Here is a 25,354-nt window from a genome sequence, read left to right as displayed (position 1 = left end):
ACAGACAATCGCGACGATTCTCCGCGTAGCCTGAGACGGAGGTTTTCCATGCGACATGACCTGACAGCCTCTCTTTCCGGGTGCCTCGCGCTTGCAGGCCTGCTGGCGTTTGCCGCAGTGCCAGTCGCGGCGGAAGAACCGACCGAGATGGAAATGGGCACCGCGCCCGCGCTCGACACCGCCACCACCGAGCCGGTCGATCTTTCCGGTGCGGGCACCGAGATGGCCATCGTGCCCGAAGTGCCGCCCGGATCGCCGCGCGATCCCGATGGGGCTTTCTTTCTCGATGGCGTCGCGCCGGGGCTCCTGGCGGCGAACGGCGTTTTCGACAGCAAGACGCCGGATCTCGTCGTCACCCTGCGCGGCGGCGTGCAGGTCAGTTCGGCCTATTTCGGATCGAGCGAATCCGAGACGAGCTTCAACGGCGCGGCGCGTATCGATTACCTGCGCTTCCCGAACGGCTTCGAATACGGATCGGGCGCTGCGGTCGGGTACCGCACCGGCCTGGGCCTGCGCGGCTCCGTGCGCTATATCGGCGGACGGAACTCGTCGCACTACGAGGAGCTCAACGGCCTCGACAACGTCGACTGGTCGCTCGAGACCGGCCTCGGCATCGGATACGAGCAGCGCAACTATCGCGTCTTCGCCGACGCCCGCTACGGCGTCATCGGCCATAATTCCTGGGTTGCCGACGTGGGTGCCGACGGCATCGCCTATCCGGTCGATGGCCTGACGCTGACTTTCGGCCCGCGCCTCAACTTCGGAAGCAACCGCTTTGCCGATACCTATTTCGGCATTTCCTCGACGGAGGCCGAGCGCTCTACCGCGGGTCTCAGCGAGTACAATCCCAGCGGCGGTCTGCTCGGCGTCGGTGCCGAGCTCGGCGCACGCTATCTCTGGAACGAGCGCTGGGGCGTGGAAGGGTACGCGAGCTACGCACGCTTGGTGAATGACGCCGCCGATTCGCCGATCACCGAGCAGGGCTCGGCTGACCAGTTCTCGGTTCGCGTCGGCATCACCCGCCGCATCAGCCTCGATTTCTGATCCTGGATGATCCACGCGGCTCCCCGGTTTGGCGCCGGGGAGGGCTTCAGCTTTCGCCGAGGCTGCGCAGCGCCCGCTGGCGGGCCAGCCCGCTGTCCTGATCCGATACGCCGAGCAGATTGGCCACCAGCCGCATGAGCCCATGCTCGTCGGCATTGATGCCGTCTGCCGCCGCCACCCGCCAGAGCGCCTCGACAATCTCCGTGCGATGTTCGTAAGGCACGGCGTCCTTGATGACGCGGGTGAAGCGCACGGTGTCGGGGGCGTCGGCCTCGGCCGTCTCGCCATCGCGCCGAAGCGCCGTCGCGGCCTCGGGCGAGAGACGGTATGTCTCCGCCAATACCCGGTCGATCCGGCTGCGCTCCGCGGCCGTGTAATCGCCATCGGTGCGTCCGATCCGCACCATCAGCGCAGCGAGCGCAAGCCGCGCCTGATCGGCGGGCAGGGGCTCGGGGGTGTAATCGCCAGCAAGGCGTTTCAGAAGGTCACCGATCATGCGCTTGACTATAGCCAGAATTCCCTGTCAGGCCAGTTCCGATTGCGCGATCCCTTTCTTGCGCCGGCCACGAGACCCGGCAGGCGGGTGAGGGCCAAGAGGGAGACGCGCGGGGAGATCGGCCGGACGGAGGGGCGCCAGTGAGCATCGAAATCGGAACAGACCTCGAGGAGAGCGTCGTGGATGCGATCAACGCGGAGCGCAGCGCGGCGGGGCTCGACCCTGTCCGGATGGAGGTGCATCTCAACGCTTCGGCGCAGGACCATTCCGACTGGATGGCGGAGACCGGCGAGTTGTCCCATGACGGCGAGGATGATTCCACCGTGGCTGACCGGGTCGAGGAGACCGGATTTCCGCTCTCCGGCAGCTGGCGGACCACCGAGAACATCGCCTATGCCAGCCTCGAGGGTGACGTCGATGCGGGCGAGGTCGAGCGGCTGCATGACGGGCTGATGGGAAGCGAGGGGCACCGCGAGAACATCCTGGATCCGGATGTCTCCTATGTCGGGATCGGCCTCTCGGTCGGCACAATCTCGGTCGGAGGGGCGGACCGCGAGGTGGTCTTTCTCACCGAGAATTTCGCCGAGACCGATGGTGAGGTGCTGGTCCAGGAGGAGAACGACGCGGGGGAGACGGTGCTTCAGCCCTATCAGGGCGGCACGCCGGTGGGAGAGCCAGAGATCGTCGAGCCCTCGGACCCTGTCGAGGATGACGATGACGAGGACGAGACGGAAGACAGCGCGGCCTCCGGCGGCGGCTGCTTCGTGGCGACCGCCGCCTATGGCGATGCGGCCCATCCGGAGGTCATGGTGCTCCGCCGGTTCCGGGACGAGCGACTGCTCGGCCATGCATCGGGGCGGGCCTTCGTGCGCGCCTATTACGCCTTCGGCCCGGCGCTTGCCCGCGTCGTCGCCCATGACCGCCTCTCGGGCCGCGCCGCGCGCGCCCTGATCGGGCCGCTCGCGCGCCTCGCCGCCCACTGGAGCGACCGCCGCCGCTGAGGGGGCGGGCCCCGGCGACTCCGTACCGCTCAGGGGTTGCTCCCGCGGCCCGCGACGCCTAGATTGCCGGCAGGAGCGGCGGCACCGCGCGCCGCTCGTCCATGGAGACTGGATGTCCGAGATTGTGTGATCAGGCTCTCCGCCATGCGGAGGGCCTCGTGAAACCGGAACCGCCGGGTGCTGCGCGCCCGGAGTGATCTTTCACGTCCATCACACGAGACTTCCATGAACATCTCACGAAACGAACAGCGTGCGCTGCACGTCCTGGCCCTGGGCGGCCGTATCCTTCACGAACGGGACGACGGTCCGAAGATCACCTCCGTGACATGCGTCACGCGCGAGGGGATGATCCTCGCCGATTTCGACCTGAATGTCTTCAACCGGTTGCGGCGGAAACGCCTGATCGAATCCCGCGCGGGCAGCCCGTATCGCATCTCGCGGCGCGGCCGCGTCTCCGTGCGCGCGCAGCTCGACAACCAGGGAGGCTGACATGCTCATCCGCGATGAAGGTCCCGCCGACATCCCGGCGATCGGCCGGGTCGTCACCGAAGCCATGAAGATGCTGGCGCAGGCCACCGGAACCGAGGCGGCCATCGTCACGCGGCTCCGCGCCGATGATGCGCTAACCCTCTCGCTCGTGGCCGAGGAGGAGGGCGCGGTGATCGGCCATCTGGCGGCCTCCATGGCGCGGGTCGGCTCCCAGGACGGCTGGGGCCTGATCGGCCCGCTCGCAGTCCTGCCGTCGTGGCATGGCCAGGGGATCGGCTCGGCGCTGATGGCGGAAGCCCTGCGCCGGTTGCGGACGACCTGCCGCGGGGCAGCCCTGGTGGGAGATCCTGGCTACTACCACCGGTTCGGCTTCCGGGCCTTCCCCGGCCTGCACGTCCCGGGCTGTCCCCCCGAGGTGGTTCTGGCCTTGCCCTTCGACGGCACCGAACCGCATGGCGAACTGATCCATCATCCGGCCTTCGGTCTCGACCAGCCGGAGTGAGCAGGGTCGGGCCGCACCCGGATGGATGCGGCCCGATCGCCCGTCCTGCAGTCAGACCAGCCGCGACTGTTCGACCGCGGCGCGGACGAAATCCGCGAACAGCGGATGTGGCGCGAAGGGTTTCGACTTGAGCTCGGGATGGAACTGCACGCCAATGTACCACGGATGTTCGGGGATCTCGACGATCTCCGGCAGGCGCCCGTCCGGCGATAGCCCCGAAAAGCGCAGCCCGCATTCCTCGAGCTTGTCGCGATACTTGATATCGACCTCGTAGCGGTGCCGGTGGCGCTCGGAAATGCTTGTGGAGCCGTAGATTTCCGCCGCCTGGCTACCCGGAAGCAGCATTGCGTCATAGGCGCCAAGGCGCATCGTGCCGCCCTTGTCGTCGGAAACCTCACGCTTGATCGTGCGGTTGCCCTCGACCCATTCCTTGAGGTGGTAGATCACGTGGACGAAGCGCTTGGCGCCCGCCTCGTGATCGAATTCCTCCGAACCGGCTTCCTCGAGACCCAGCAGGTTGCGCGAGGCTTCGACCACCGCCATCTGCATGCCGAGACAGATGCCAAGATAGGGCACGCGGCGCTCGCGGGCGAACTGTGCCGCGCGGATCTTGCCCTGGGTCCCGCGCTCGCCGAAGCCGCCGGGCACGAGGATCGCGTGATATCCCTCGAGGATCGGCGCGATGTCCTCATCCTTCTCGAAGAGCTCGGCGTCGATCCATTCGGCCTTCACCTTCACCCGGTTGGCGATGCCACCGTGGGTGAGCGCCTCGGCGATGGATTTGTAGGCATCCTCGAGCTGGGTGTATTTGCCGACGATCGCGACCTTCACCTCGCCCTCGGCATGGTGAATCCGATCCACCACGTCATACCATTTCTCGAGCTTGGGCCGCGGCGCAGGCGAGATTCCGAAGGCATCGAGCACTGCCTGGTCGAGCCCCTCGGCGTGGTAGGCGAGCGGCGCCTCGTAGATCGACCTGAGGTCCTGCGCCGCGATCACGCTTTCGGGGCGGACGTTGCAGAACAGCGCGAGCTTGGCGCGTTCCTTTTCCGGGATCGGCATTTCCGAGCGGCAGACGAGCACGTCGGGCGCGATGCCGATCGAGCGCAGTTCCTTCACCGAATGCTGGGTAGGCTTGGTCTTCAGCTCGCCGCTCGCCGCGATGTAGGGGAGCAGCGTGAGATGCATGAAGATGCATTGGCCACGCGGTTTTTCCTGGCCGAACTGGCGGATCGCCTCGAAGAACGGCAAGCCCTCGATATCGCCCACCGTGCCGCCGATCTCGCAGAGCATGAAATCGACCTCATCGGAGCCGATCTCGAGGAAGTCCTTGATTTCATTTGTGACGTGCGGAATGACCTGGATGGTCTTGCCGAGGTAGTCACCGCGGCGTTCCTTGTCGAGCACATTGGAATAGATCCGGCCCGAGGAGACGGAATCCGTCGCGCGGGCGGCAACGCCCGTGAAGCGCTCGTAATGCCCGAGGTCGAGATCGGTCTCCGCCCCGTCATCGGTCACGAACACCTCGCCATGCTCAAAGGGCGACATCGTGCCCGGATCGACATTGAGATAGGGGTCGAGCTTGCGGAGCCGCACCGAATAGCCGCGCGCCTGCAGGAGCGCACCGAGGGCTGCCGAGGCAAGCCCCTTTCCGAGGGAGGAAACGACGCCTCCCGTAATGAAAATATACCGTGCCATCGGTGAGAATCCCGTGTCTGGGTCGCCTGAATTGGAACGAGGCTTCCGCCCCACGGGACTCAATCTATACGTGAGAACCGGAGCCCCGGCAAGTCAATTGGCCGCTAGATGATGTGTCTTTTCGGAGCGTGGCAACCACAGGTTGCCGAGCCCCGAGTGAGTGCGATCATTCGGCCGCGGGGGGCGTCGCGGGACTGTCCGCGGCGGGCGGTGCAGCCGGTGCGTCGCTCGACGGAAGCGGCGGCAGCAGATCGCCACCGAGATCGGGGCTGGATGCCGGCGCAGGCACCACGTCACCCACCGCGTCGTCCGCCTCGATGCCATCAAGGACCGAACTGCCGCCCGAATCGCGGGCAGCGATGACGGTCAGGCTCAGCGAGGTGACCACGAAGGCGATGCCGAGCAGCCAGGTGAGCTTTGCGAGCGCGGTCGCAGCGCCACGGCCGGTCATGATTCCCGCCCCGCCACCGCCACCGATGCCGAGCCCGCCACCTTCCGAACGCTGGAGAAGCACGACGATGATAAGCGCGAACGCGATCAGCAGGTGGATGGTCAGGACGACGGCAGCCATGGGTCTTCCGCATTTGGTCTTGGATCAGCGCGTCCTCTACCGGCTTCTCCGGGGGATGTCGATGGAAAAGCGGTTGTTTCGTGGCAACGATCTGGCACTCGGGCCGTAGAGGCTCCTGCCGCACGCCGGGAGCCGCCCTTCGGGCCGGCAATTCCGGGTTGCCCGCCGTGCGAGCGCGTCGCAGAGAAGTGGGGGGGCGAACCATGCTCGCGGGAGAGGTACTCTGCGTTCAATCGACGAGGAAAAAAGCACCGAGCATCGCGTAGAAGAGGACGAGAAAAAGGCCGATCTTCCGGATTTCCGGCAAAAGGTTCTTCCTGAAGTCCCTCAGGTTCCAGTCGCCGCGCGCTGCCGCCTTCAGCATATGACACAACATATAAGTATAAAGGAAGACGGCTATCGCCAAAAACGTTTGGTTCATGTGGAGCATCGCGCAATCATTCCAAAGTAAATTCTAAATATATCGCATCAGGATTTTCTTTTAAAAAAACAGACAATAATGTTCGCAAAAGTTGCACAAATAACCTGATAAGCAACTGAAGTTTATAACATTTAATACTCTAAACAAACGGTTTTATATACTTGAGGGCGGTCACATTCGAGTTCGCGGCCGGAAGAGCCAAAGGTCGACGCGGCGTTCACCCCGCAACAGAGGAACAAGCCTTGGACCCGGGACGGTTCGCCGCATTCGTCAGGTGCAATTTGCGCCGCGCAGGGCGATCTGCAGTACCGGGAAAAAGTGATTTCGGAACGCTATCGGGCCGCCGCACCAAATCTGATGATTGTGGTTTTTTCACAATGGATTGCCAATTGACGTGAATGTTTTCGGCCGAGCCTTTTCGCGCCGGCCTCACGCCAACCGCCGGGGCTGCTACACGCGCGTTTCACATTCGGGCGGTATCAGCCCTGCGCAGGTCTGGAACCCGCACCGGTGGCGCTGCCAGCACACGTAGCTTGTTAACCATTTGGTATTTTTCCGGCCGATTGCCGGCCCAGCAGGGTCCGACGCCGGCACGGCTTGTCCGCCGCCATCCAGAATGAGGCGCGTAACTTCCAACGATGTCGACAAGGACGGTCGTTCGCAGGGCTTCAAGCGGTCCCCTCAAGGCTGCCGGAAGAATATGGACAACGCTGCGTCAATATTCGACGGAGAGTCGATGAGGGCGATCCCGTCGAGTTCACCGAGGCAGAAATAAATCGCTTCGAGCTTGCCGCCCGCGGCCTCGGAGATCCTGGCAGGCGCGGTCATGCGGCTCGGCCATCATGCGTCACGGACGCCCGAGTGCCAAGCGCCCTGGAACCGGCAAGCTTGACACGGAACGGCATGCACTTTGCCAGACGGCTTCTGTCTGGCAGGGACCGTCGGGGGCTCGCATGGATGTTGTATTTGATCCATGCAGAGGGTCGGGCGGGCCTGGGGGCCCGCCCGGTCCGGATCAGTTCCGGCTCTTGTCGACCATCTTGCCGGCGGAGATCCACGGCATCATGCCGCGGAGCTTTTCGCCGACCTGCTCGATCTGATGAGCGTCGTTCATGCGGCGCGTGCCCTTGAAGAACGGCTGGCCGACGGCGTTTTCCATCATGAAATCACGCACGAACTTGCCCGACTGGATGTCCGAGAGCACCGCCTTCATGCGTGCCTTGGTTTCCTCGTAGGGCAGAACCCGCGGGCCCGAGACATATTCGCCGTATTCGGCGGTGTTCGAGATCGAGTAGTTCATGTTGGCGATGCCGCCCTCGTAGATCAGATCCACGATGAGCTTCACTTCGTGAAGGCACTCGAAATACGCCATTTCAGGCTCGTACCCGGCCTCGACCAGCGTCTCGAAGCCCATGCGGATGAGCTCGACCAGGCCACCGCAGAGGACGGCCTGCTCGCCGAAGAGATCGGTTTCGCATTCCTGGCGGAAATCGGTCTCGATGATGCCCGACCGGCCGCCGCCGATGCCCGAGCAGTAGGACTTGGCGATTTCGAGCGCATTGCCGGAAGCGTCGTTGGCGACCGCCACGAGGCAGGGCACACCGCCGCCCTTGACGAATTCGCCGCGCACCGTGTGGCCCGGACCCTTCGGCGCCATCATGATGACGTCCACGCCCGGCTTCGGCTCGATCAGGCCGAAATGCACGTTGAGGCCATGGGCGAAGGCGATCGCCGCCCCCTCGCGCAGATTGTCGTGAATGTATTTCTTGTAGGTGTCGGCCTGAAGCTCGTCCGGCATCGTCATCATCAGCACATCCGCCCAGGCGGCGGCTTCGGCGATGTCCATGACCTGGAGGCCTTCGCCTTCGGCCTTCTTTGCAGAGGGCGAGCCATCGCGCAGGGCGACGGCGACGTTCTTCGCGCCCGAATCGCGCAGGTTCAGCGCATGGGCGTGGCCCTGGCTGCCGTAGCCGACGATGGCGACCTTCTTGTCCTTGATGAGATTGATGTCGCAGTCGCGATCGTAATAGACGCGCATCGCGGGTCCTCCTCTTGGTATTTGATGGCCGGAGCATAGGCGTCTCAGGGCGAGACACTCTTCCCGTTTTGCCTTTTTTGTCGATTTCTGCGAAAAGATATTCGTGTTTGGCTGGCATAGTGAGAAATACATGCAGAGCGTCGACGATATCGACCGCCGTCTCCTTCGGCTGCTGCAGGAGGATTCCGGGCTTTCGATGGCCGAGCTTGCCGAGCGGGCAGGGATCTCGGCCGGCCCGTGCTGGCGGCGGATCGAACGGATGGAGCGCGAGGGGATCATCCTCGGACGACGGGTCGAGATCGACTGGCGGGCGCTCGGCTACGAGGTGCAGGTCTTTCTGCGCGTGACCCTCGACAAGATCGCGCCCAACGCTTTCGACGAATTCCTGCGGGCAGCCCGCGAGGTGCCGGAGATCGGCGATGTTCAGACGCTGCTTGGGCGGGTCGATGTGAGGATGGACGTGCGCGCCCGCACCCTCGCACACTATCAGGAGATCTATCGCAGCCGCATCCTGGCGCTGCCACATATCGCCGAGATCGAAGCGCTGATGCTGGTCTCCGAGCTCAAGAACACCGAACGGCTGGCGATCTGATGACCGATGGCATCGACGAGACGGACCGCGCGATCCTGCGGGTGCTTATGGCCGACGGCGGGCTCAACGCCAAGGAGGTGGGCACACGCGTCGGCCTCTCGCAGCCCGCGGCCTGGCGCCGGATCCGGCGCCTCGAGGAGAGCGGCATCATCCGCGGCCGCCAGATCGTGCTCGACCGTGAGAAGCTCGGCTTCGGCGTGGTCGTCTTTCTCGGGTTGCGGCTTGCGGTCAAGGGGCGGCTCGATCTCGCGGCCTTCGAGCGGGCGGTGCAGGCCATTCCGGAGGTGCAGCTCGTCCAGCATGTGCTTGGTGTCTATGACTACCGCCTCAAGATCGTGGCCCGCGATCTGCCGGATTTCGAGCGTATCCTCAGGCGGCGGATCATGACGCTGCCGGGGATCGGCGCGGTCGAGTCGAACGTGATGCTGACGGAGGAGAAATCGGCAGCGCCCTTGATCTGAACTCAGCTGCCGGCGCCAAGGCCCATCGACATCGCGAGCCGACGCGCCGGGCGGACCCCGTGAAGCGCCTTCAGTCCCGCGAGGCGCAGATCGCGCAGGCGCTGCGTGTCCTCCATCGCGGCGCGGTTCAGCGCATCCACTCCAGCGATGCGGGCCAGGATGTCCGGGTGGCGCTTCCAGTGATACCGGCGCAGCAGATCGTCATTGCCGATGTCGCCGCCCGCCTCCCGTGCCGCGACACAGAGATCGCGAAGGGTGGCAATATCGCGCAAGCTCATGTTGAGGCCCTGCGCGCCGATGGGTGGGATGACATGCGCAGCCTCCGCCACGAGAGCTGTGCGTGGCCCGCAGAGACGTTCCGAGACCTGCGAGATGATCGGCCAAACCCGGCGCGGGCTCGCAAGCTCCAGCGGCCCGAGGACGCCGCAGGCCCTTTCGTTGAGTTCGCGCTCGAACGCCTCCGGCGGCATGTTTCCAAGCTCGACGGCGCGCGGACCACGCTCCATCCAGACAACTGCCGAATGGGGGCGGCCATCGTGGTCGGGCAGCGGGACGAGCGTGAAGGGGCCGCCCGAGCGATGAATTTCGGTCGAGACATCATGATGGGGCAGGGAATGCGCCACGGTGAAGACGACAGCCTTCTGGCCGTAGCCCCAGCGCCGGGCGGAGATGCCGCACATCTCGCGCACTGCGCTGTCCCGGCCATCGGCTGCGATGACAAGTCGCGCGCGCAGACTCGTGCCATCGGCGAGGCGTACAACCGCCTCGCAAGTGCGCGGCGTGAGATGCTCGACACGCGTGCCCATGCGCAATGTCACGCGGGGCATGCCGCGCAGGCTTGCGACCATTTCGCGCCGCATGAGCCAGTTCGGCACGTTGTAGCCGAACGCGGGTTCGCCCGCCTCATCGGCGACGAAATCGGCCGTCTCGCGGACGACCGGCTCCGGCCCTCCGGCATCGGCGAGCCGCATGATCCGTAATGGGGCGGCATGAGGCACGAGCTTCGCCCAGAGCCCCGCTCGCTCGAGCAGGCGGACGGAGGGCATGAGGAAAGCGGTGCTACGCATGTCCGATCCCGGATCGTCGATACCGGCTGCGGGCGGCACCGGATCGACACAGGTGACGCGAAAGCCTTCGGTCGCGAAGGCTGCGGTGGCTGCGAGTCCGGCGGCGCCGCCGCCAGCCACGAGGATATCGGTATCGAAGCGTTCCATGGCCGCGCACCCTAGTCCTGGCCGGGCACGGCGCCAAGGGCTCTCACTTCAGGCGTGCGAGAAAATCCGCGAGGTCGTCGGTGTGGTGTTGGATATGTGGAGCGGGCTCGCCCGGGCCGACGAGGACGGTGCGCATCCCGAGCGCATGTGGCACCGCAAGATTGCGTGGATCGTCCTCGAACATTGCGGCGCGCGAGGTGTCAAAACCGTCGCGTCCAAACACGCGGGCGAAGGCCGTCTCGTCAGGTTTTGGCAGGTAGTCCGCGTCTTCGATGCCGTAGACCGCGTCGAAGACTCCGTCGATGCCCAACGCTCGCGTCACGCGCCGCGCATGCTCCCGCGAGCCGTTGGTGTAGATCACCTTTCGTCCGGGCAACGCGACGATCGCGTCGCGCAGAGCGGGCGAAGCCATGATCACGGAGAGGTCGATGTCATGGACCTCGGCGAGGTAGGGGTCGGGCTCCAGGCCGTGGACAGTCATGAGGCCCGCGAGCGTCGTGCCGTGCTCGCGCCAGTAGCGGGCACGGAGAGAATTGGCATGCGCGAAATCGACACCGAGTTCGCGCATGACGTAATCGGTCATCCGCTGCTCGATCTGATCGAACAGGCGGGCCTCCGGTGGGTAGAGGGTGTTGTCGAGATCGAACACCCAGGTTTCGACATGGCTGAACTGCGCGCGGGGCATGATGCGTTCCTAGCGTGAGCCGCGTGGGCGGATCAACGCTCCAGGCAAGGGTGATCGCAGGATTATACGCCTCCCGGCGGCGGGCGGCACCAACTCGATCGGACACACCTTGATGTGTCCTCAAGCCGATGCCGCTATCTTGCGACGCTGCGCGTGAGGCTGCAGACGGTATGCTTTGGAATGCATTGACTCAGCTTGCGCTTGGGCACAGGGTCCGGCCATGTCGCAGCCAACACAACATAATACCGACGCGTACAATCTCGTGCTCGAGGCGATCGACCGCGGCGAGTTTCGCCCCGGCGACCGGCTTGTCGAATCCGAGCTCGCAGAACGGTTCGGCGTTTCCCGTACGCCGATCCGCGAGGCGCTTCAGCGGCTCGAGACCCAGGCCATGCTCACCCGCGACGGGCGGAGCCTTGTGGTCTCGACGCTCGATACCGGCCAGCTCGGCGAGCTCTATGTGGTGCGCGCCGAACTGGAAGGGCTCGCAGCGCGGCTCGCGGCCCAGCATGCCGAGCCCGAGGAGATCCGTGTGCTCTGGGAAATGGTCCGTCAGGACCACGATCTGGTGGATCGGCCAGAGGTGCTGGCACGGGCCAACAAGCGGTTCCATCGCCAGATCCATCTGGCAAGCCACAATCGCTACCTGATCCAGCAGCTTGAGATGGTGCGCCGGTCACTTGCGCTCGTTGCAACGACTTCGCTTGCAGTGGAGGGCAGGAGCATTCAGGCGCTTTCCGAGCATGCCAAGATCGTCGCGGCAATCGAGGCGCGCGATGGCGATGAGGCGGACAATGCCCTGCGGCATCACCTCAGCCAGGCCTTCGAGACCCGTCTTCTGACGGAGGCCATACCACAAGAGGTGTGAAGCCTTTTTCCGGCGCGGAGGGATCCACGCCGTGCTCGGTCTTGTGCCAGTAACTCGGCCGGGAAAAGATCTCTCCGACCGCCCGATAGGCCGCGACAGCGCCGAGCGGCCAGTAGAGGAAGAGTGTCGGCACCCACGGGATCAGAAACGGCCGACCACTGTCGAGTGCTGCGACGATCGCCGAGACGAACATCACGATCTGGCCCGCGATCATCGAGACGAAGAAGGCGGCGAGCATCCAGTGCGGATAGCTCTCCCAGAAGCGCAGACCGAAGAGCGCACTGATCCAGATCGCCCAGAAGAGCGGCAGCGAGAGGTAAGAGGTAATCCCGCCGAGAAAGAGGACCTGGAAGCCGAGAAAACCGCGCCAGCCGAGATCGCGGAGCAGAGCGCGCGGATCACGCATGTGCGTGGCCCATGTGACGACATATCCCTTGAGCCAGCGGGAGCGCTGGCGGATCCAGGGCAGCGCACGGCAGTTCGCCTCCTCGAGCGTCGTCGACCGCACCATCTCGCAGCGGAGGCCGAAGCGGGCAAGGCGCATGCCAAGATCGGCATCCTCGGTGACGTTGTGAGCATCCCATGCGCCGATCTGCTCGAGCAGACCGCGCCGGAAGAATACCGTTGTGCCGCCAAGGGGAATCGGAATGCCGAGGCGCTGCACGCCAAGCAAAATCACCCGGAACCAGATCGCGTATTCGAGCGTGAAGCACCGCGAGAGCCAGTTGGAGCGGGTGTTGTAGAAATCGAGGAAGCCCTGCACGCAGGCAACCTCCGGAGGCGCCTGCCTCAGGTGCTCGACGACTATGCGGATCTGGGAGGGATCGGGGCGATCCTCGGCGTCGTAGATGCCGACAATATCGCCCTGACAGAAGGGAAGCGCATAGTTCATTGCGCGCGGCTTCGTCTTCAGCCCGTCCGCTGGCACGACGAGAACCTCGATGGTCGGCGGCAGCTCTCGCGCGGCAATCGCGGCACGGGTGATGAGGTCGTCCTCCTCGAGCACGAGCTTTATGTCGAGAAGCGGTGCGGGATAGTCCATGGCCGCAAGGGCATCGAGCAGCTTTTGCGCCACCTTTTCCTCCCGCAGAAGCGGCACGAGGAGCGAGACGCGGGGAAGCTTCTTGTAATCAGCCAGCCGCGGCGCAGCGGCAACCTCGTTGCTTGGACGCGAGCGGGTCGCGCGAGTGAAGAGCGCGACAAGGCGCAAGCCCATCGTCGCGGAATTCGCGAGCAATACCCATCCCATCAGGATCTGGAGCGCGAGCATCGGGGCAGCAACGATCGCCGCAGTCAGTGCGGCCACAACCAGACGCGGGCGCCAGCGATGCATTGAAGCCGTCCAGTCACGGCAGCTGAAGGCCGCAGGGCAACGGGTACGCGCATCAGCCCGGAGCCGGCCGAAGCAGGTTCGAGTGATGGCCCGGCGAATGTCTCCGGGTCTGGCGAGCGCAAGAGTGACCCGTGCGATTCCATCATCGAACGCCGCAACAACCTCGCGGCCGAGTTCCGGGTTGGCAATTGCCACCACCAGGGTGCCGCCCGAAATCCGCCAGGGAATAGCCTCAAGACGCAGGCATTCGTAGGGATCGATATTCCGAACAAGCTCGGGATCCAGCGGCTCTTCGTCGAGGTCGATCCGGTCAAGCCCGGATTGCCGGGAAAGCGCCTCGACAAGCTCGTCATCGGTGATTGCCTGGTTGGCAACGAGAATCCGGCCGATCTTCTGGTCCTGGAGCTTCTGCTGTTCTAGGGCTTCCGCAAGCGAAGCCTCATCCAGAAAGCCTTCACGCACGAGCGCATCGCCAAGCCGGAGTCGCCGCGGAGCCTCGGCTTGAAGCGTTGAAGACGCGTCGGAAGCCGAAGAAAAGGGCAGAACGCTCGCCATACCGAAAATAACCTGCATACCAAAGCGGCCCGAATGTCCGCCAAAGGGCTTAAATTCACGTTAATTCAATTTGTGCGGGAGCACGGCGACAGACCAGCGCGCCTGTGTTCTTGGGGTGTTCGGCACCCCCACGCTTGCAGGATGAGGGCCGAGCGGATAGGAACCCGCTCGTGCCGGGGGGCGCGCGACGGGATCAGGCGGGAGAGCGCACATGCTTGTCTGCGAGACGAAGGCGGCCTTGCGCGCCGCGATCGGGGAGATGCGGCGACGGACCGGGGGCTCTGTTGCGTTCGTTCCGACCATGGGGGCACTACACGACGGGCATCTCGAGCTCGTGCGGCGGGCAAAAGCGGAAAACGCGCATGTTGTTGCGTCGATCTTCGTCAATCCGACGCAGTTCGGGCCTAACGAGGATTTCGCCACCTATCCGCGCGATCCGGAGGGAGACATGGCGCTGCTGCGCGAGGCCGGTGTCGAAGCCGTCTTCCTGCCCCAGGTTTCCGAGATCTACCCCGAAGGCAGCGAGACCTTTGTCGATACCAGAGTTCTCTCGCGCATTCTGGTCGGGCGGCTGCGGCCAGGGCATTTCCGTGGTGTCGCAACGGTGGTGACGAAGCTCTTCAACATCGTCGGCCCTGACCGCGCCTATTTCGGTGAGAAGGACTATCAGCAGCTTCAGATGATCCGCCGCATGGTGGCCGACCTGGATATGCCGCTTGAAATCGTCGGGGTGCCGACCGTGCGTGAGAGCGACGGGCTCGCGATGTCGTCGCGCAATCTGCGGCTGACGCCGGAAGACCGGTCGGCGGCCGTTGTGCTCAGCCGCTCGCTCGACGAGGCGGCCAGGCGTGTCGCCGAGGGGCCGGTGACCGCCAGCGCCCTGCGGCGGCTTGTGCTTGGAGTTCTCGAGAGCGAGACGCGCGGCGAGGTGCAGTCGGTCGATGTGCGCGATGCCGCCGATCTGTCGGCGCTCCGCGGCGAGATCGCGCGTCCGGCGGTCATCCTGATCGCCGTGCGCTTCGGCAAGGTGCTGCTCATCGACCAACGTGTCGTCGGCGAGCGGGCGGTCGCATGGCAGGAGGCAGCGGAATGAGTACCCATAAACCTGTAAGGCGCGTGACCGTCACCGAGATCGGCGCGCGGAAGGGCGGCGAGAAGATCGTCACGCTCACCTCCTACGATGCGCGCATGGCGGCTATCGTCGAGCGCCATGCCGATATCGTGCTGGTGGGCGATTCCCTGAGCATGGTCTCGCACGGCATGGAAACGACGCTGCCGGTCACGCTCGATCAGATGATCCTGCATGGCGCGGCGGTGGTCCGTGGCACCTCGCGGGCCATGGTGGTCGTCGACATGCCTTTCGGCTCCTACGAGGAGGGGCCCGAGGCTGCCTTTCGCAGCGCGGCGCGCGTCATGAAAGAAACCGGCTGTGGCGCGGTGAAACTCGAGGGCGGGGTGCATATGGCGCCGATCATTGCCTTTCTCACCCGGCGCGGCATCCCCGTCATGGCTCATATCGGCCTCACGCCGCAATCCAGCCATGTGTTCGGCGGCTTCCGCACCCAGGGCCGCGACCGATCAACGTGGGACATGCACAGGGCGGATGCCGCCGCCGTGGCTGAGGCCGGCGCCTTTGCGGTCGTGCTCGAGGGTATGGTGGAGCCGCTTGCAGCGCAGATCTCGCGCGAACTCCCGATTCCGACCATCGGCATCGGGGCCTCGGCGGAATGCGACGGTCAGGTCCTCGTGCTCGAGGACATGCTCGGCCTCAGCCCGCGTGTACCGCGCTTCGTGAAGCGCTACGCTGATCTCGGCGCGGTGGTCGAGGATGCGGTGCGGCGCTACGCCGAAGAGGTGAAGGACGGCAAATTTCCGACTACCGATCAGGTCTATCCGGTCGATCCGGCCGGATAGGGGCCCGGCCGCAATCGGCGTTTCGTGCGAGTAAGTCGCCGCAGTGGAACGCTTTGGCGTTTTCGGCGTTCCTTCCCTGTCAAAGCCCGCCCGATTTCAGGAGCGGGCTCTTCAACGGGAAGGATCTGGCCATGAAACTTCAGCTGCTGTCCATCGGCGCCGCACTGGCGCTTGGCGCCTGTGCGTCCTCCAGCCCCGAACCTCTCACCATATCTTCCGTCAAGGTCGATACTGACCTGACATCGATCCAGAGCCGGCAGGCCGTGGACTACTGGAAATCGCTCAGCAGCGATCTCGAAACCGCAATCGCGGCAGAGTTCGCGGGCCATATCGATCCCTCCGGCCGGCCGGTTACAGTCGATATCGACGAGCTTTCGCTGAGTGAAAGCTACGCCGCAGGCGCCTCAATCGACAGTGCGCGACTTTCCGGTGTCGTTGCGCTCGGTGACATCGAGCCCGACGGCGTGCCCGATCCGACCTATACGGTCACCGCGACGGCGCAGGATGCCGTCCCGTTCATGTCGGCCGACGGCGACCGGCAGGTCTCCGCGACGAGCGCGGCATATTATGATGCTATCGTAAAGGCTTTTGCCCGTGGCACGGCCGAGACGCTGCGCTCCGCACCTTGACCTCTGACCCGCTGCACGCCAAGGCTCGGGGTGTCATTATCTGGATCACGTCATGAACCCGCTTCTCGAGCCTTGGAACACCCCTTTCGAACTGCCGCCCTTTGACCGCATCGAAGACACGGATTTTGCTCCGGCCTTCGATGCGGCGCTGGAGAAGGCGCGCGCCAATGTCGCGGAAATTGCGGGGAATCCCGAGGCGCCGAGCTTCGCCAATACGATCGAGGCAATGGAGCGGGCCGAGCACACGCTCGATCGTGTCGCGGCGGTCTTCTTCAACCTGGCTGGCGCGCACACCAACGAGAATCTTGAAGCCCTGCAGCGTGAACTCAGCCCGAGGCTCGCAGCCTATCACTCTGAAGTGATGATGAATGACGCCCTGTTCGAGCGGGTGGCGCAGCTTCATGAAGCGCGCGAGACGCTTGGGCTCGATGCGGAGCAGAAACGCGTTCTCGAACTCTACCACCGGATGTTCGTCCGGGCTGGTGCGCAGCTCGAAGGGGCGGAGCGGGAGCGGCTCGCCGGACTCATGCAGCGGCTGGCAAGTCTCGGCACCTCCTTCTCGCAGAATGTCCTCGCGGATGAGCGCAGTTGGTATATGGCGCTTGATGAGGCTGATCTTGCCGGACTTCCGGCCTCGCTGAAGGCGGCTGCGGCTTCAGCGGCAGCCGAGCGCGGTATGGGGGGCCACGTGATCACGCTGTCTCGCAGCCTGATCGTGCCGTTCCTCCAGACCTGTCCGGACCGTGCCCTGCGTGAGAAAGCATTTGCGGCCTGGGTCGCGCGGGGGGCGAACGAGGGTGCGACCGACAATCGCGCCATCGTAGCCGAGACACTCGCACTGCGCGAGGAGCGTGCAAGACTGCTTGGTTATCCGAATTTCTCCGCCTTCAAGCTGGAGCCGGAGATGGCGAAGACCCCTGAAGCGGTCCGAGACTTGCTGATGGCGGTCTGGAGGCCCGCGCGTGCACAAGCCGAAGCGGATGCGGCAGAGCTCGAGGCGAGGCTTCACGAGGATGGCGTGAACGGTGCGCTCGAGCCCTGGGACTGGCGCTACTATTCTGCCATCCGCCAGCGCGAGGAGCATGATCTCGACGAGTCCGAGGTGAATCCCTACATCCAGCTCGACGCGATGATCGCGGCCGTATTCGACGTGGCGGGCAGGCTCTTCGGGTTGAGCTTCACGCCGATCGAGGTTCCGCTCCACCATCCCGATGCCCGTGCCTGGGAAGTTCGCAAGGGCGCGCGGCACATGGGCGTCTTCATCGGCGACTATTTCGCGCGGAGCTCCAAACGCTCTGGCGCGTGGTGCTCGTCATTTCGCAGCCAGAGCAAGCTCGATGGCGAGGTGCGGCCGATCGTCATCAATATCTGCAATTTTGCCAAGGCCCCTGCAGGTCAGCCCTGCCTGCTGACCTTTGATGATGCGCGCACGCTCTTCCATGAATTCGGCCACGCGCTGCATGGACTTCTGTCAGACGTGACCTACTCCTTTGTTTCGGGCACGAGCGTTGCGCGCGACTTCGTTGAACTGCCGAGCCAGCTTTACGAGCACTGGCTCGAAACGCCGGAGGTGCTCAAGGCGCATGCCCGGCATGCCGAGACCAGCACCCCGATGCCGCAGGGTCTGCTCGACCGGCTGATCTCGGCCCGCAATTACGATCAGGGCTTCGCGACAGTCGAGTATGTCGCCTCGGCGCTTGTCGACCTCGACTTCCATGCCGGCCCGGCGCCGAGCGATCCCATGGCGCGGCAGGATGAAATCCTGCACCGGATCGGTATGCCCAAGGCGATCGTCATGCGCCATGCCACGCCACACTTCCAGCATGTCTTCTCGGGCGACGGCTATTCATCCGGGTACTATTCCTACATGTGGTCCGAAGTGATGGATGCGGACGCATTTGCCGCATTCCGTGAGACCGGTGATGTCTTTGATCCCGACGTGGCAGCGCGCCTCGCCGCGAACATCTACAGCGCGGGAGGCTCCCGCGATGCCGGAGACCTCTATATCGCGTTCCGGGGGCGGCTTCCCGGGGTCGATGCACTTCTGGAACAACGTGGCTTTGCGGAAAGCGCCGCCTGATCCTGACTGATTTTCAGCGTGGGGTTCTGCGGGCGGGCGGCAGGCTGACATTCTGGCGTCTCGCCTCAGCCCCCTAGAAGCTGCACGTTATACGAGCAGATTCCAGACGGCGATTTGGTAGGGCGACGCCAAGTAGAACGCTCGACACCAAAGCCGGTTCCAAAAGGATTTGAGTGTTCCACGTCGTTCAGATCCGGCAGAAATCTTGTTGGTGGATCTCGGCCGATCCCCAGCCCTGATCTGTCCCGCAACGATCCGGGAAAGAAAGGTATTTCAGCGGCAGCAGGGCTACGCCTTGTGGTTCCAGCATGCTGCGGCGGAAGAAATGGCAAAACGTCATGGTTGATTCAGAAACCCGATGATTCGCGTCGTGGCAGCGAATTTCCGCGCTGCACGCGGAGTTTTTCTGCCGGCGGATGCTGCGGGTGGCGGGTGATTGTGTCAGAAAACGGCGGAACGTTGCCGTTTTCCGGCGAATAGCTGCCGAATGTTGCCTTCCGCGCGGATACGACTATTTCAAGGTTCCAAATGAGGAAATCCGTTAATACACTGGTCTGTAGCAATGGAGTGGATTTTTCCTGGAATGCTTTGCGCATGTGTTTTTTTCGCTTCTGACATTCTAGGCGCGTGTAGAAATTTGTTTCGAAATGTACTCTTGGAAACCCTTGTCAAAGTTTAACAGGAAAATTAAATTATAAGTTGCAAACACGAGACTGGTGGAAGAGAAGCTGCCGATAGGACGCGGATCTATTCCGGATCTCAGTAAATCGGGCACAAGGTCAAGAAGAGGCACAATGAACGAAGAGCATGGCATTAATCGTGGCGAGGTGCTGGCCCTGACGGCGGAGATCGTGTCCGCCCATGTCGCCAACAACTCGGTAGGGCATCACGATGTCCCCGAATTGATCCAGTCGGTGTTTGGCAAGCTGACCGAGCTCGCTTCCGGCGAAGAGGTCGCAAGCGTGGAGCTCACGCCGGCCGTTCCGATCCGCAAGTCGGTGACTGACGATCACATCGTCTGTCTCGAGGATGGCAAGAAGCTCAAGATGCTGAAGCGGCATCTGATGACGGCATATGGCATGACGCCTGAGGACTATCGCGCGAAGTGGGGCCTGAAGCCGGATTACCCCATGGTTGCGCCGAGCTATGCTGCCAAGCGGCAGGAGCTTGCGAAGAAGATCGGTCTCGGGCGCAAGCCGCGCGGAGGCGCGTGACCTTCGCGCTTGCGCGCGAATTCGTGCAGAGATAGGTGGGCGCGCGGCCAGTCGGCCTGCGTGCCCTTTTCTTGTTTCGGGGAATCGAGATGTCGGAAGCCGGGAAAAAGCTGTTCATCAAGACCTACGGGTGCCAGATGAACACCTATGACAGCGAGCGCATGACATCGGTTCTCGCAGGGCAGGGCTATTCTCCCGCGGAGTCGGTGGAGGATGCCGATCTCGTGCTTCTCAACACTTGCCACATTCGGGAGAAGGCGGCGGAGAAGGTTTATTCCGAGCTCGGGCGCCTTCGGCATCTCAAGACCGGCAATCCGGATCTGCGCATCGGCGTGGCGGGCTGCGTCGCTCAGGCGGAGGGCCGCGAGATCCTTGCGCGTGCCGATCTCGTCGATCTGGTTGTCGGGCCCCAAGCCTACCACCGTCTTCCGCAGATGCTTGAGGCGGTGGCGGATGGCGGACGGCCGGTCGAGACTGATTTCCCGGCCGAGGACAAGTTCGACCACCTGCCCGAGACCACCGGACCGCGGCGCGCGCCTTCCGCGTTCCTGACAGTGCAGGAGGGGTGCGACAAGTTCTGCGCCTTCTGCGTCGTGCCCTATACGCGCGGTGCCGAGGTTTCCCGCCCTGCTGCGCGCATCGAGGCGGAGGCAAGGCGGCTCGTGGCCTCCGGTGTTGTCGAGGTGACGCTGCTCGGCCAGAACGTGAATGCCTATCGCGATCAGGATGATGTCACGCTTGCCGCACTGGTATCGCGGCTGGCGAGGATCGAGGGGCTGGAGCGGATCCGCTACACGACGTCGCATCCGAACGACATGTGCGGGGATCTGATCGCCGCGCATGCGGCGGAGCCCAAGCTGATGCCCTATCTGCACCTGCCAGTGCAGGCGGGCAGCGACCGCATTCTTCGGGCAATGAACCGCAAGCACACGGCTGCCGAATATCTCAATCTCCTCGGCCGCATTCGCGCGGCCCGGCCCGATATCGCGCTTTCCGGCGATTTCATCGTCGGCTTCCCGGGTGAGACGGAAGAGGATTTCCAGGCGACGCTCGATCTCGTGCGCGCGGTCGAATACGCCCATGCCTTCTCGTTTGCCTATTCGGCCCGTCCTGGTACTCCCGCCGCCGGCCGCGCGGAAGTCGATGCCGATGTGAAGGCCGAGCGTCTTTACCGGCTTCAGGCGCTGCTCCAGGAGCAGCAGACCCGCTTCCTGCACAGCATGATCGGGCGCACACTGCCGGTTCTGCTTGAAAAGCCGGGCCGCAATCCCGGCCAGCTTGCCGGCAAGTCGCCTTACCTCAATGCAGTCCATCTCGCGGCAGGGCCGGAACATCTCGGCCGCATCGTTCCGGTCCGGATTGCCGGAGCCTCGACGAACTCGCTTTCCGGCGAACTTGCTGCGTGAAGTTCAACCAAGGATCTTGCGCGAGGCGTGCGGCTGGGGCAGTGTGGAGAGAGCGTAGACTATCTGTCTGTCGGAGGACCATTGGCGATCAACGCCCCGCAATCCGCGCCCGTTCCGGATAACCTGTCCGACAGCGTCATCGAATTTCCCGACAATCGGCTTCTGATCGATCTCTGTGGCGAACTCGATCGCAACATCGTTCAGATCGAGGAGCGGCTGGGTGTCGCCGTGCACCGGCGCGGCAATCACCTTGCGCTCCATGGCGGGGCCGATGAGCGCTCGACCGCGGAGCGCGTGCTGCGCTCGCTCTATGCGCGTCTCGAGCAGGGACGGCCGGTCACGCCGGGTGACATCGATGCCGCGATCCGCATGGTGCCGGGTGAGACCGCCCCACCGCCGGGCCCGGCAATAGACGACGGCCAGCTCGAGATGTTCGAGGGCGGGCGGCTGGAGATCCGCACACGGCGCAAGCTGGTCGAACCGAGAACGTCCTCTCAGAAGTCCTATGTTCGCAACCTCTTCCAGAACGAACTTGTCTTCGGGCTGGGGCCTGCTGGCACAGGCAAGACCTACCTTGCGGTGGCTGCGGCGGTCGCCATGTTCATCGAGGGGCAGGTCGAGAAGATCATCCTTTCGCGCCCGGCGGTCGAGGCTGGCGAGCGCCTTGGCTTCCTGCCGGGAGACATGAAGGACAAGGTCGATCCCTACATGCAGCCGCTCTATGACGCGCTGAACGACTTCTTCCCGGCGAAGCAGGTCCAGAAACTCATCGAGGAGCGCCAGATCGAGATCGCGCCGCTGGCCTTCATGCGCGGCCGCACCCTCGCGAATGCCTTCGTGGTGCTCGATGAGGCGCAGAATGCGACGACCATGCAGATGAAGATGTTTCTCACCCGCCTGGGCGAGGGCAGCCGCATGGCGATCACCGGCGACGTGACCCAGATCGACCTGCCGCGCGGTGTGATGTCGGGCCTGATCGAGGCCGAGCGGGTGTTGCGGGACGTGAAGGGGATCGGGTTCACGCGCTTCACGGCCGAGGATGTGGTGCGCCACCCGCTGGTCGCCCGCATCATCCGCGCCTACGAGACGACACGCCCCTATGACAGCTGAACCTGACGCCACCGCATCCCCGGTCGAGGTGGTCATCGAGGACAGCCGATGGGAGGCCGACAATCTTGTTGGGCTTGCCGGGCGGGCAGGGTGGGCCGCACTCGATGGCGTCGGGCTCGAGCCCGAGTCCTTCGAGATAAGCCTGCTCGGTTGCGATGATGTGCGGATTGCCGAACTCAATAGCATGTTCCGTGGCAATAGGAAGCCCACGAATGTGCTCTCCTGGCCGTCCGGCGAGGATATTCCCGAGGAGCCAGGCTCCGAGCCGGTCTTTCTCGGTGACATCGCGCTCGCCTGGGAGACCTGTGCCAGCGAGGCCGAGCAGGGCGGGACGCCCTTTGACGATCACATCACCCATCTCATCGTTCATGGAGTGTTGCATCTTCTCGGCTACGACCATGAAACTGATGAAGAAGCCGAAGAGATGGAAGAAACCGAGGCGAAAATACTTGCAAGCCTGGGTATCCGGAACCCATATGAATGAGAACTGCGCCCAGAGAGGCGCGAATCGCGGATAGGAGACATGGGCGAGAAAGCCGACGGGAAGTCCGAACCGGATCATTCCCGTGACGAAAGCGAGGACTCGGAGAGTCCCGGACGATCACACTCTATTCTCGCACGCCTGTTCGGCCTGAACGGCGGCAGTGACGAGCCTGACGAGACGGAACCAAGCTCAGTTGCCGCCGCAGAAACGCTGCGGGCGCGCAACATGCTCGTCAATCTTCGTAACATGCGCACCCTCAAGGTGAATGATGTGAGCGTGCCGCGCGCCGATATTGTCGCCGTGCCGGTGGATGCCGAGCGCGACGAGGTGCTTGGCGTGTTCATAGAGCACACATGGACGCGTTTGCCGGTCTACTCCGAGACGCTCGACCAGCCACTCGGCCTCGTGCATTTCAAGGATTTCGCACTGAAATACGGCTTTGGCCGCTCGGACGATGCCTTCGAGATGAAGGGCCTCATCCGCCCGCTTCTCTATGTGCCGCCCTCGATGCCCATTGGGGTCCTGCTGCACAAGATGCAGATCGCGCGTATCCACATGGCTCTCGTCATCGACGAATACGGCGGGGTGGATGGTCTCGTGACGATCGAGGATCTGCTCGAGCAGATCGTCGGGGATATCGCCGACGAGCACGACGAGGACGAGAGCGGGATCTGGATCGTCGAGGGGCCGGACGTCTATGTCGCGGCCGCCCGGATGGATCTCGAGGATTTCGAAGCCGAGACCGGCGTGCAGATCTCTCTGCCCAACCGCGACGAGGAGCCCGATACCCTGGGCGGGCTTGTCTTCCGCATTGCGGGACGGGTGCCCGAACGCGGTGAGATCGTCATTCATGAAGATGGCCATGAATTCGAGATTCTCGATGCGGATGCGCGACGGATCAAGCGCCTGCGCGTGCGTCTGAAGCGGCACCGGGATGACGACCCGCTGGCCGAGGCGGCCGAATAGGCCAATCGTGATCCTGACAAGGCTCCGACGGCGGCTGGCCGCAATGACGGGCTGGCGCCGGTTTGGCGCCGCCGCTTTTGCCGGGGTCTTGCTTGCCTTGGCCCAAGCGCCACTGTCTTGGGCCTTTACGCCCTTTCTCGCGCTCCCGCTGCTGCTCTGGCTGCTGGAAGGGGCGGGGCGCGCGCGGGTGGGGTTCCTCATCGGCTGGGCGGCGGGCGTCGGGTATTTCGCGGCCTCGATGTTCTGGATTGTCGAGCCGTTCTTCGTCGAGCCCGAGGTCTACGGCTGGATGGCGCCCTTTGCGCTCATCGGCATGGCAGGCGGGCTTTCGCTCTTCTGGGGCGCAGCCTTCGCCGCGAGTGCCCGGCCATGGGCCGGGCCGGGCGCGCGCCTGATCCTTCTCGCCGGCTGCTGGACGCTGGCCGAATACGCCCGCGCCCATGTGCTCACGGGCTTTCCCTGGGGGCTTGTGGCCTATGGCTGGAGCGCGACGCCGGTCTTCGAGGTGCTGTCGCTGCTCGGACCGCATGGCCTCGGCTTAGTGACGCTGCTTGCTGCCATGGCGCCCGCGCTGCTGCGCCCACGACTTGCACTTCTCGCGATCCTCGCGGTTGCTGCCGGTTGGGGCTACGGCCTCTGGCGGCTCTCGGATCCTGCCACGCCGCGCACCGATCACCTTGTCGTGCGGGTGGTGCAGCCCAATGCGAAGCAGGAGATGAAATGGGATCCGGTGCGGGAGCAGGTGTTCTTCGATCGCCTTCTCAGCGAAACCATGGCTCCGGCGACACCTCGGCCCGATATCGTCGTCTGGCCCGAAACCGCCGTGCCCTTCCTCCTTGGCGAGAATCCGGCCCTCCAGCGCGAGATCGCCGCGGCGGCCGGGCCTGACACCACGCTCATCCTCGGCATCCGCCGCCGTGCGCCCACCCCGGACGGCGATGCCTGGTTCAATTCCCTCGCCGTGCTCGATCCGGCCACGGGGGCGGCTGAGGCGGTCTACGACAAGCACCATCTCGTTCCCTTTGGCGAATACATCCCGCTTTCGCGCCAGATCGCGCGGCTCGGCATTCCGGCGCTCGCAGGGCTGACCGGCACCGGCTTCAGCGAAGGGCCGGGCCCGCGCCTCGTCCGTGCCGACGGATTGCCGCCGTTCCTGCCGCTCATCTGCTACGAGGCTATCTTTCCCTCCGCCCTCCAGCCGCCGAGCGGCCGACCGGACTGGCTCGTGCAGATCACGAACGATGCCTGGTTCGGCACGGTCTCCGGTCCCTATCAGCATTTCGTTCAGGCGCGTGCCCGAGCGATCGAACAGGGCCTGCCACTTGTCCGTGCTGCGAATACCGGCATTTCGGCAGTTGTGGATCCGATGGGGCGTGTTCTGGCCCGTATCGATCTCGGCCAACAGGGCCATGTCGATCATTGGTTACCGGCACCCCATTCGCCAACGGTTTATGCTATTCTGGGCGATGTGCCCTTAATGCTCGTAGTTGTCTTAATTTGTCTATTAACTGTCTTAAGAGTTTATGGTGGCATATCCGGCCGGGTCGGACAATAAATTCCAAGTGTGAGTGGGGGCACCTCTC

General features: G+C 64.1%; 27 protein-coding genes. 17 read left to right on the top strand and 10 right to left on the bottom strand.

Features of this window, described 5'->3' with window-relative positions; genetic code table 11:
- Positions 1–48: 48 nt before the first annotated feature.
- Positions 49–1,044 carry a MipA/OmpV family protein gene (locus tag ACF66B_RS02405; RefSeq protein WP_111428426.1) on the top strand — a complete coding sequence of 332 codons (996 nt, stop codon included), beginning with the start codon at positions 49–51 and terminating at the stop codon, positions 1,042–1,044.
- A gap of 46 nt (positions 1,045–1,090) precedes the next feature.
- On the opposite strand, the gene ACF66B_RS02400 is transcribed toward ACF66B_RS02405, so the two are convergent.
- Positions 1,091–1,540 carry a TerB family tellurite resistance protein gene (locus ACF66B_RS02400; RefSeq protein WP_111428427.1) on the bottom strand — a complete coding sequence of 150 codons (450 nt, stop codon included), beginning with the start codon at positions 1,538–1,540 and terminating at the stop codon, positions 1,091–1,093.
- A 140-nt stretch (positions 1,541–1,680) separates the two neighbouring features.
- Between ACF66B_RS02400 and ACF66B_RS02395 the strand changes: the two genes are divergently transcribed.
- The 3 genes from ACF66B_RS02395 to ACF66B_RS02385 all read left to right on the top strand — a co-directional run bounded on the left by ACF66B_RS02395 (position 1,681) and on the right by ACF66B_RS02385 (position 3,532).
- The gene (locus ACF66B_RS02395) at positions 1,681–2,541 is read left to right on the top strand and encodes a CFI-box-CTERM domain-containing protein (RefSeq protein WP_162683145.1); all 861 of its coding nucleotides are present in this window, start codon (positions 1,681–1,683) and stop codon (positions 2,539–2,541) included.
- A gap of 225 nt (positions 2,542–2,766) precedes the next feature.
- Positions 2,767–3,030 (top strand): YjhX family toxin, encoded by a 264-nt coding sequence (locus ACF66B_RS02390; protein WP_111428429.1) that lies wholly within the window; start codon positions 2,767–2,769, stop codon positions 3,028–3,030.
- Position 3,031: 1 nt separating this feature from the next.
- Complete coding sequence (locus ACF66B_RS02385; RefSeq protein WP_111428430.1) at positions 3,032–3,532, top strand: GNAT family N-acetyltransferase; 501 nt, start codon at positions 3,032–3,034, stop codon at positions 3,530–3,532.
- Positions 3,533–3,583: 51 nt separating this feature from the next.
- Here the strand turns inward: ACF66B_RS02385 and ACF66B_RS02380 are convergent, their stop codons facing one another.
- The 5 genes from ACF66B_RS02380 to ilvC all read right to left on the bottom strand — a co-directional run bounded on the left by ACF66B_RS02380 (position 3,584) and on the right by ilvC (position 8,260).
- On the bottom strand, positions 3,584–5,230 hold the full coding sequence (locus ACF66B_RS02380) for a CTP synthase (protein WP_111428431.1): 1,647 nt from the start codon (positions 5,228–5,230) through the stop codon (positions 3,584–3,586).
- Between the two features lie 166 nt (positions 5,231–5,396).
- The gene (gene secG, locus ACF66B_RS02375) at positions 5,397–5,801 is read right to left on the bottom strand and encodes a preprotein translocase subunit SecG (protein ID WP_111428432.1); all 405 of its coding nucleotides are present in this window, start codon (positions 5,799–5,801) and stop codon (positions 5,397–5,399) included.
- A gap of 229 nt (positions 5,802–6,030) precedes the next feature.
- Complete coding sequence (locus ACF66B_RS02370) at positions 6,031–6,222, bottom strand: hypothetical protein (RefSeq protein WP_162683146.1); 192 nt, start codon at positions 6,220–6,222, stop codon at positions 6,031–6,033.
- Positions 6,223–6,903: 681 nt separating this feature from the next.
- Entirely contained in the window at positions 6,904–7,050 is a 147-nt protein-coding gene (locus tag ACF66B_RS02365; protein ID WP_162683147.1) for a hypothetical protein, read from the bottom strand.
- A gap of 187 nt (positions 7,051–7,237) precedes the next feature.
- Positions 7,238–8,260 (bottom strand): ketol-acid reductoisomerase, encoded by a 1,023-nt coding sequence (ilvC, locus tag ACF66B_RS02360; protein ID WP_111428434.1) that lies wholly within the window; start codon positions 8,258–8,260, stop codon positions 7,238–7,240.
- A 130-nt stretch (positions 8,261–8,390) separates the two neighbouring features.
- Here ilvC and ACF66B_RS02355 point away from each other — a divergent pair, with 130 nt between their 5' ends.
- Complete coding sequence (locus tag ACF66B_RS02355) at positions 8,391–8,852, top strand: Lrp/AsnC family transcriptional regulator (protein WP_111428435.1); 462 nt, start codon at positions 8,391–8,393, stop codon at positions 8,850–8,852.
- Positions 8,852–9,313 carry an Lrp/AsnC family transcriptional regulator gene (locus ACF66B_RS02350; protein WP_111428436.1) on the top strand — a complete coding sequence of 154 codons (462 nt, stop codon included), beginning with the start codon at positions 8,852–8,854 and terminating at the stop codon, positions 9,311–9,313. Before ACF66B_RS02355 ends, ACF66B_RS02350 begins: the two co-directional genes overlap by 1 nt.
- 2 nt (positions 9,314–9,315) lie before the next feature.
- Here ACF66B_RS02350 and ACF66B_RS02345 read toward each other — a convergent pair whose 3' ends face one another.
- Together ACF66B_RS02345 and ACF66B_RS02340 are read right to left on the bottom strand one after the other, a co-directional pair.
- Positions 9,316–10,527 (bottom strand): UbiH/UbiF family hydroxylase, encoded by a 1,212-nt coding sequence (locus tag ACF66B_RS02345; protein ID WP_111428437.1) that lies wholly within the window; start codon positions 10,525–10,527, stop codon positions 9,316–9,318.
- 43 nt (positions 10,528–10,570) lie between these two features.
- The gene (locus ACF66B_RS02340) at positions 10,571–11,212 is read right to left on the bottom strand and encodes a pyrimidine 5'-nucleotidase (RefSeq protein WP_111428438.1); all 642 of its coding nucleotides are present in this window, start codon (positions 11,210–11,212) and stop codon (positions 10,571–10,573) included.
- 220 nt (positions 11,213–11,432) lie between these two features.
- Here ACF66B_RS02340 and ACF66B_RS02335 point away from each other — a divergent pair, with 220 nt between their 5' ends.
- Positions 11,433–12,080, top strand: a complete 648-nt coding sequence (locus ACF66B_RS02335) for a GntR family transcriptional regulator (protein ID WP_111428439.1) — start codon at positions 11,433–11,435, stop codon at positions 12,078–12,080.
- On the opposite strand, the gene ACF66B_RS02330 is transcribed toward ACF66B_RS02335, so the two are convergent.
- Positions 12,025–13,875, bottom strand: coding sequence for a glycosyltransferase (locus tag ACF66B_RS02330; RefSeq protein WP_162683148.1), 1,851 nt, complete (start codon positions 13,873–13,875; stop codon positions 12,025–12,027). The two genes, ACF66B_RS02335 and ACF66B_RS02330, sit on opposite strands and share 56 nt — an antisense overlap.
- Before the next feature lie 304 nt (positions 13,876–14,179).
- Here ACF66B_RS02330 and panC point away from each other — a divergent pair, with 304 nt between their 5' ends.
- From panC to ACF66B_RS02310, 4 genes are all read left to right on the top strand, one after another.
- Entirely contained in the window at positions 14,180–15,061 is an 882-nt protein-coding gene (panC, locus tag ACF66B_RS02325; protein WP_111428441.1) for a pantoate--beta-alanine ligase, read from the top strand.
- Positions 15,058–15,882: a 3-methyl-2-oxobutanoate hydroxymethyltransferase gene (gene panB, locus ACF66B_RS02320; RefSeq protein ID WP_111428442.1), complete on the top strand. Its 825-nt coding sequence runs from the start codon at positions 15,058–15,060 to the stop codon at positions 15,880–15,882. Before panC ends, panB begins: the two co-directional genes overlap by 4 nt.
- A 131-nt stretch (positions 15,883–16,013) precedes the next feature.
- On the top strand, positions 16,014–16,511 hold the full coding sequence (locus tag ACF66B_RS02315; protein ID WP_111428443.1) for a hypothetical protein: 498 nt from the start codon (positions 16,014–16,016) through the stop codon (positions 16,509–16,511).
- Positions 16,512–16,563: 52 nt separating this feature from the next.
- Positions 16,564–18,591, top strand: coding sequence for a M3 family metallopeptidase (locus ACF66B_RS02310; RefSeq protein ID WP_111428444.1), 2,028 nt, complete (start codon positions 16,564–16,566; stop codon positions 18,589–18,591).
- 347 nt (positions 18,592–18,938) lie between these two features.
- On the opposite strand, the gene ACF66B_RS02305 is transcribed toward ACF66B_RS02310, so the two are convergent.
- Positions 18,939–19,187: a hypothetical protein gene (locus tag ACF66B_RS02305; protein ID WP_162683150.1), complete on the bottom strand. Its 249-nt coding sequence runs from the start codon at positions 19,185–19,187 to the stop codon at positions 18,939–18,941.
- Positions 19,188–19,385: 198 nt separating this feature from the next.
- Here ACF66B_RS02305 and ACF66B_RS02300 point away from each other — a divergent pair, with 198 nt between their 5' ends.
- From ACF66B_RS02300 to lnt, 6 genes are all read left to right on the top strand, one after another.
- Positions 19,386–19,805, top strand: a complete 420-nt coding sequence (locus tag ACF66B_RS02300; protein ID WP_111428445.1) for a MucR family transcriptional regulator — start codon at positions 19,386–19,388, stop codon at positions 19,803–19,805.
- An 89-nt stretch (positions 19,806–19,894) separates the two neighbouring features.
- Positions 19,895–21,211 carry a tRNA (N6-isopentenyl adenosine(37)-C2)-methylthiotransferase MiaB gene (miaB, locus tag ACF66B_RS02295; protein ID WP_111428446.1) on the top strand — a complete coding sequence of 439 codons (1,317 nt, stop codon included), beginning with the start codon at positions 19,895–19,897 and terminating at the stop codon, positions 21,209–21,211.
- An 81-nt stretch (positions 21,212–21,292) separates the two neighbouring features.
- Positions 21,293–22,321, top strand: a complete 1,029-nt coding sequence (locus ACF66B_RS02290; protein WP_392663889.1) for a PhoH family protein — start codon at positions 21,293–21,295, stop codon at positions 22,319–22,321.
- Positions 22,311–22,805 (top strand): rRNA maturation RNase YbeY, encoded by a 495-nt coding sequence (ybeY, locus tag ACF66B_RS02285; protein ID WP_111428447.1) that lies wholly within the window; start codon positions 22,311–22,313, stop codon positions 22,803–22,805. Before ACF66B_RS02290 ends, ybeY begins: the two co-directional genes overlap by 11 nt.
- A 39-nt stretch (positions 22,806–22,844) precedes the next feature.
- Positions 22,845–23,771 carry a hemolysin family protein gene (locus ACF66B_RS02280; protein WP_111428448.1) on the top strand — a complete coding sequence of 309 codons (927 nt, stop codon included), beginning with the start codon at positions 22,845–22,847 and terminating at the stop codon, positions 23,769–23,771.
- A gap of 43 nt (positions 23,772–23,814) precedes the next feature.
- Entirely contained in the window at positions 23,815–25,326 is a 1,512-nt protein-coding gene (gene lnt / locus ACF66B_RS02275; RefSeq protein WP_162683151.1) for an apolipoprotein N-acyltransferase, read from the top strand.
- Positions 25,327–25,354 lie beyond the last annotated feature (28 nt).

The organism is Amaricoccus sp. B4 (genome assembly GCF_043226085.1).
In the GTDB taxonomy this organism is placed as follows: Bacteria; Pseudomonadota; Alphaproteobacteria; order Rhodobacterales; family Rhodobacteraceae; genus Amaricoccus.
The sequence above is the reverse complement of the archived record's forward strand: the minus strand, read 5'-3'. Positions and strand labels throughout refer to the sequence as shown.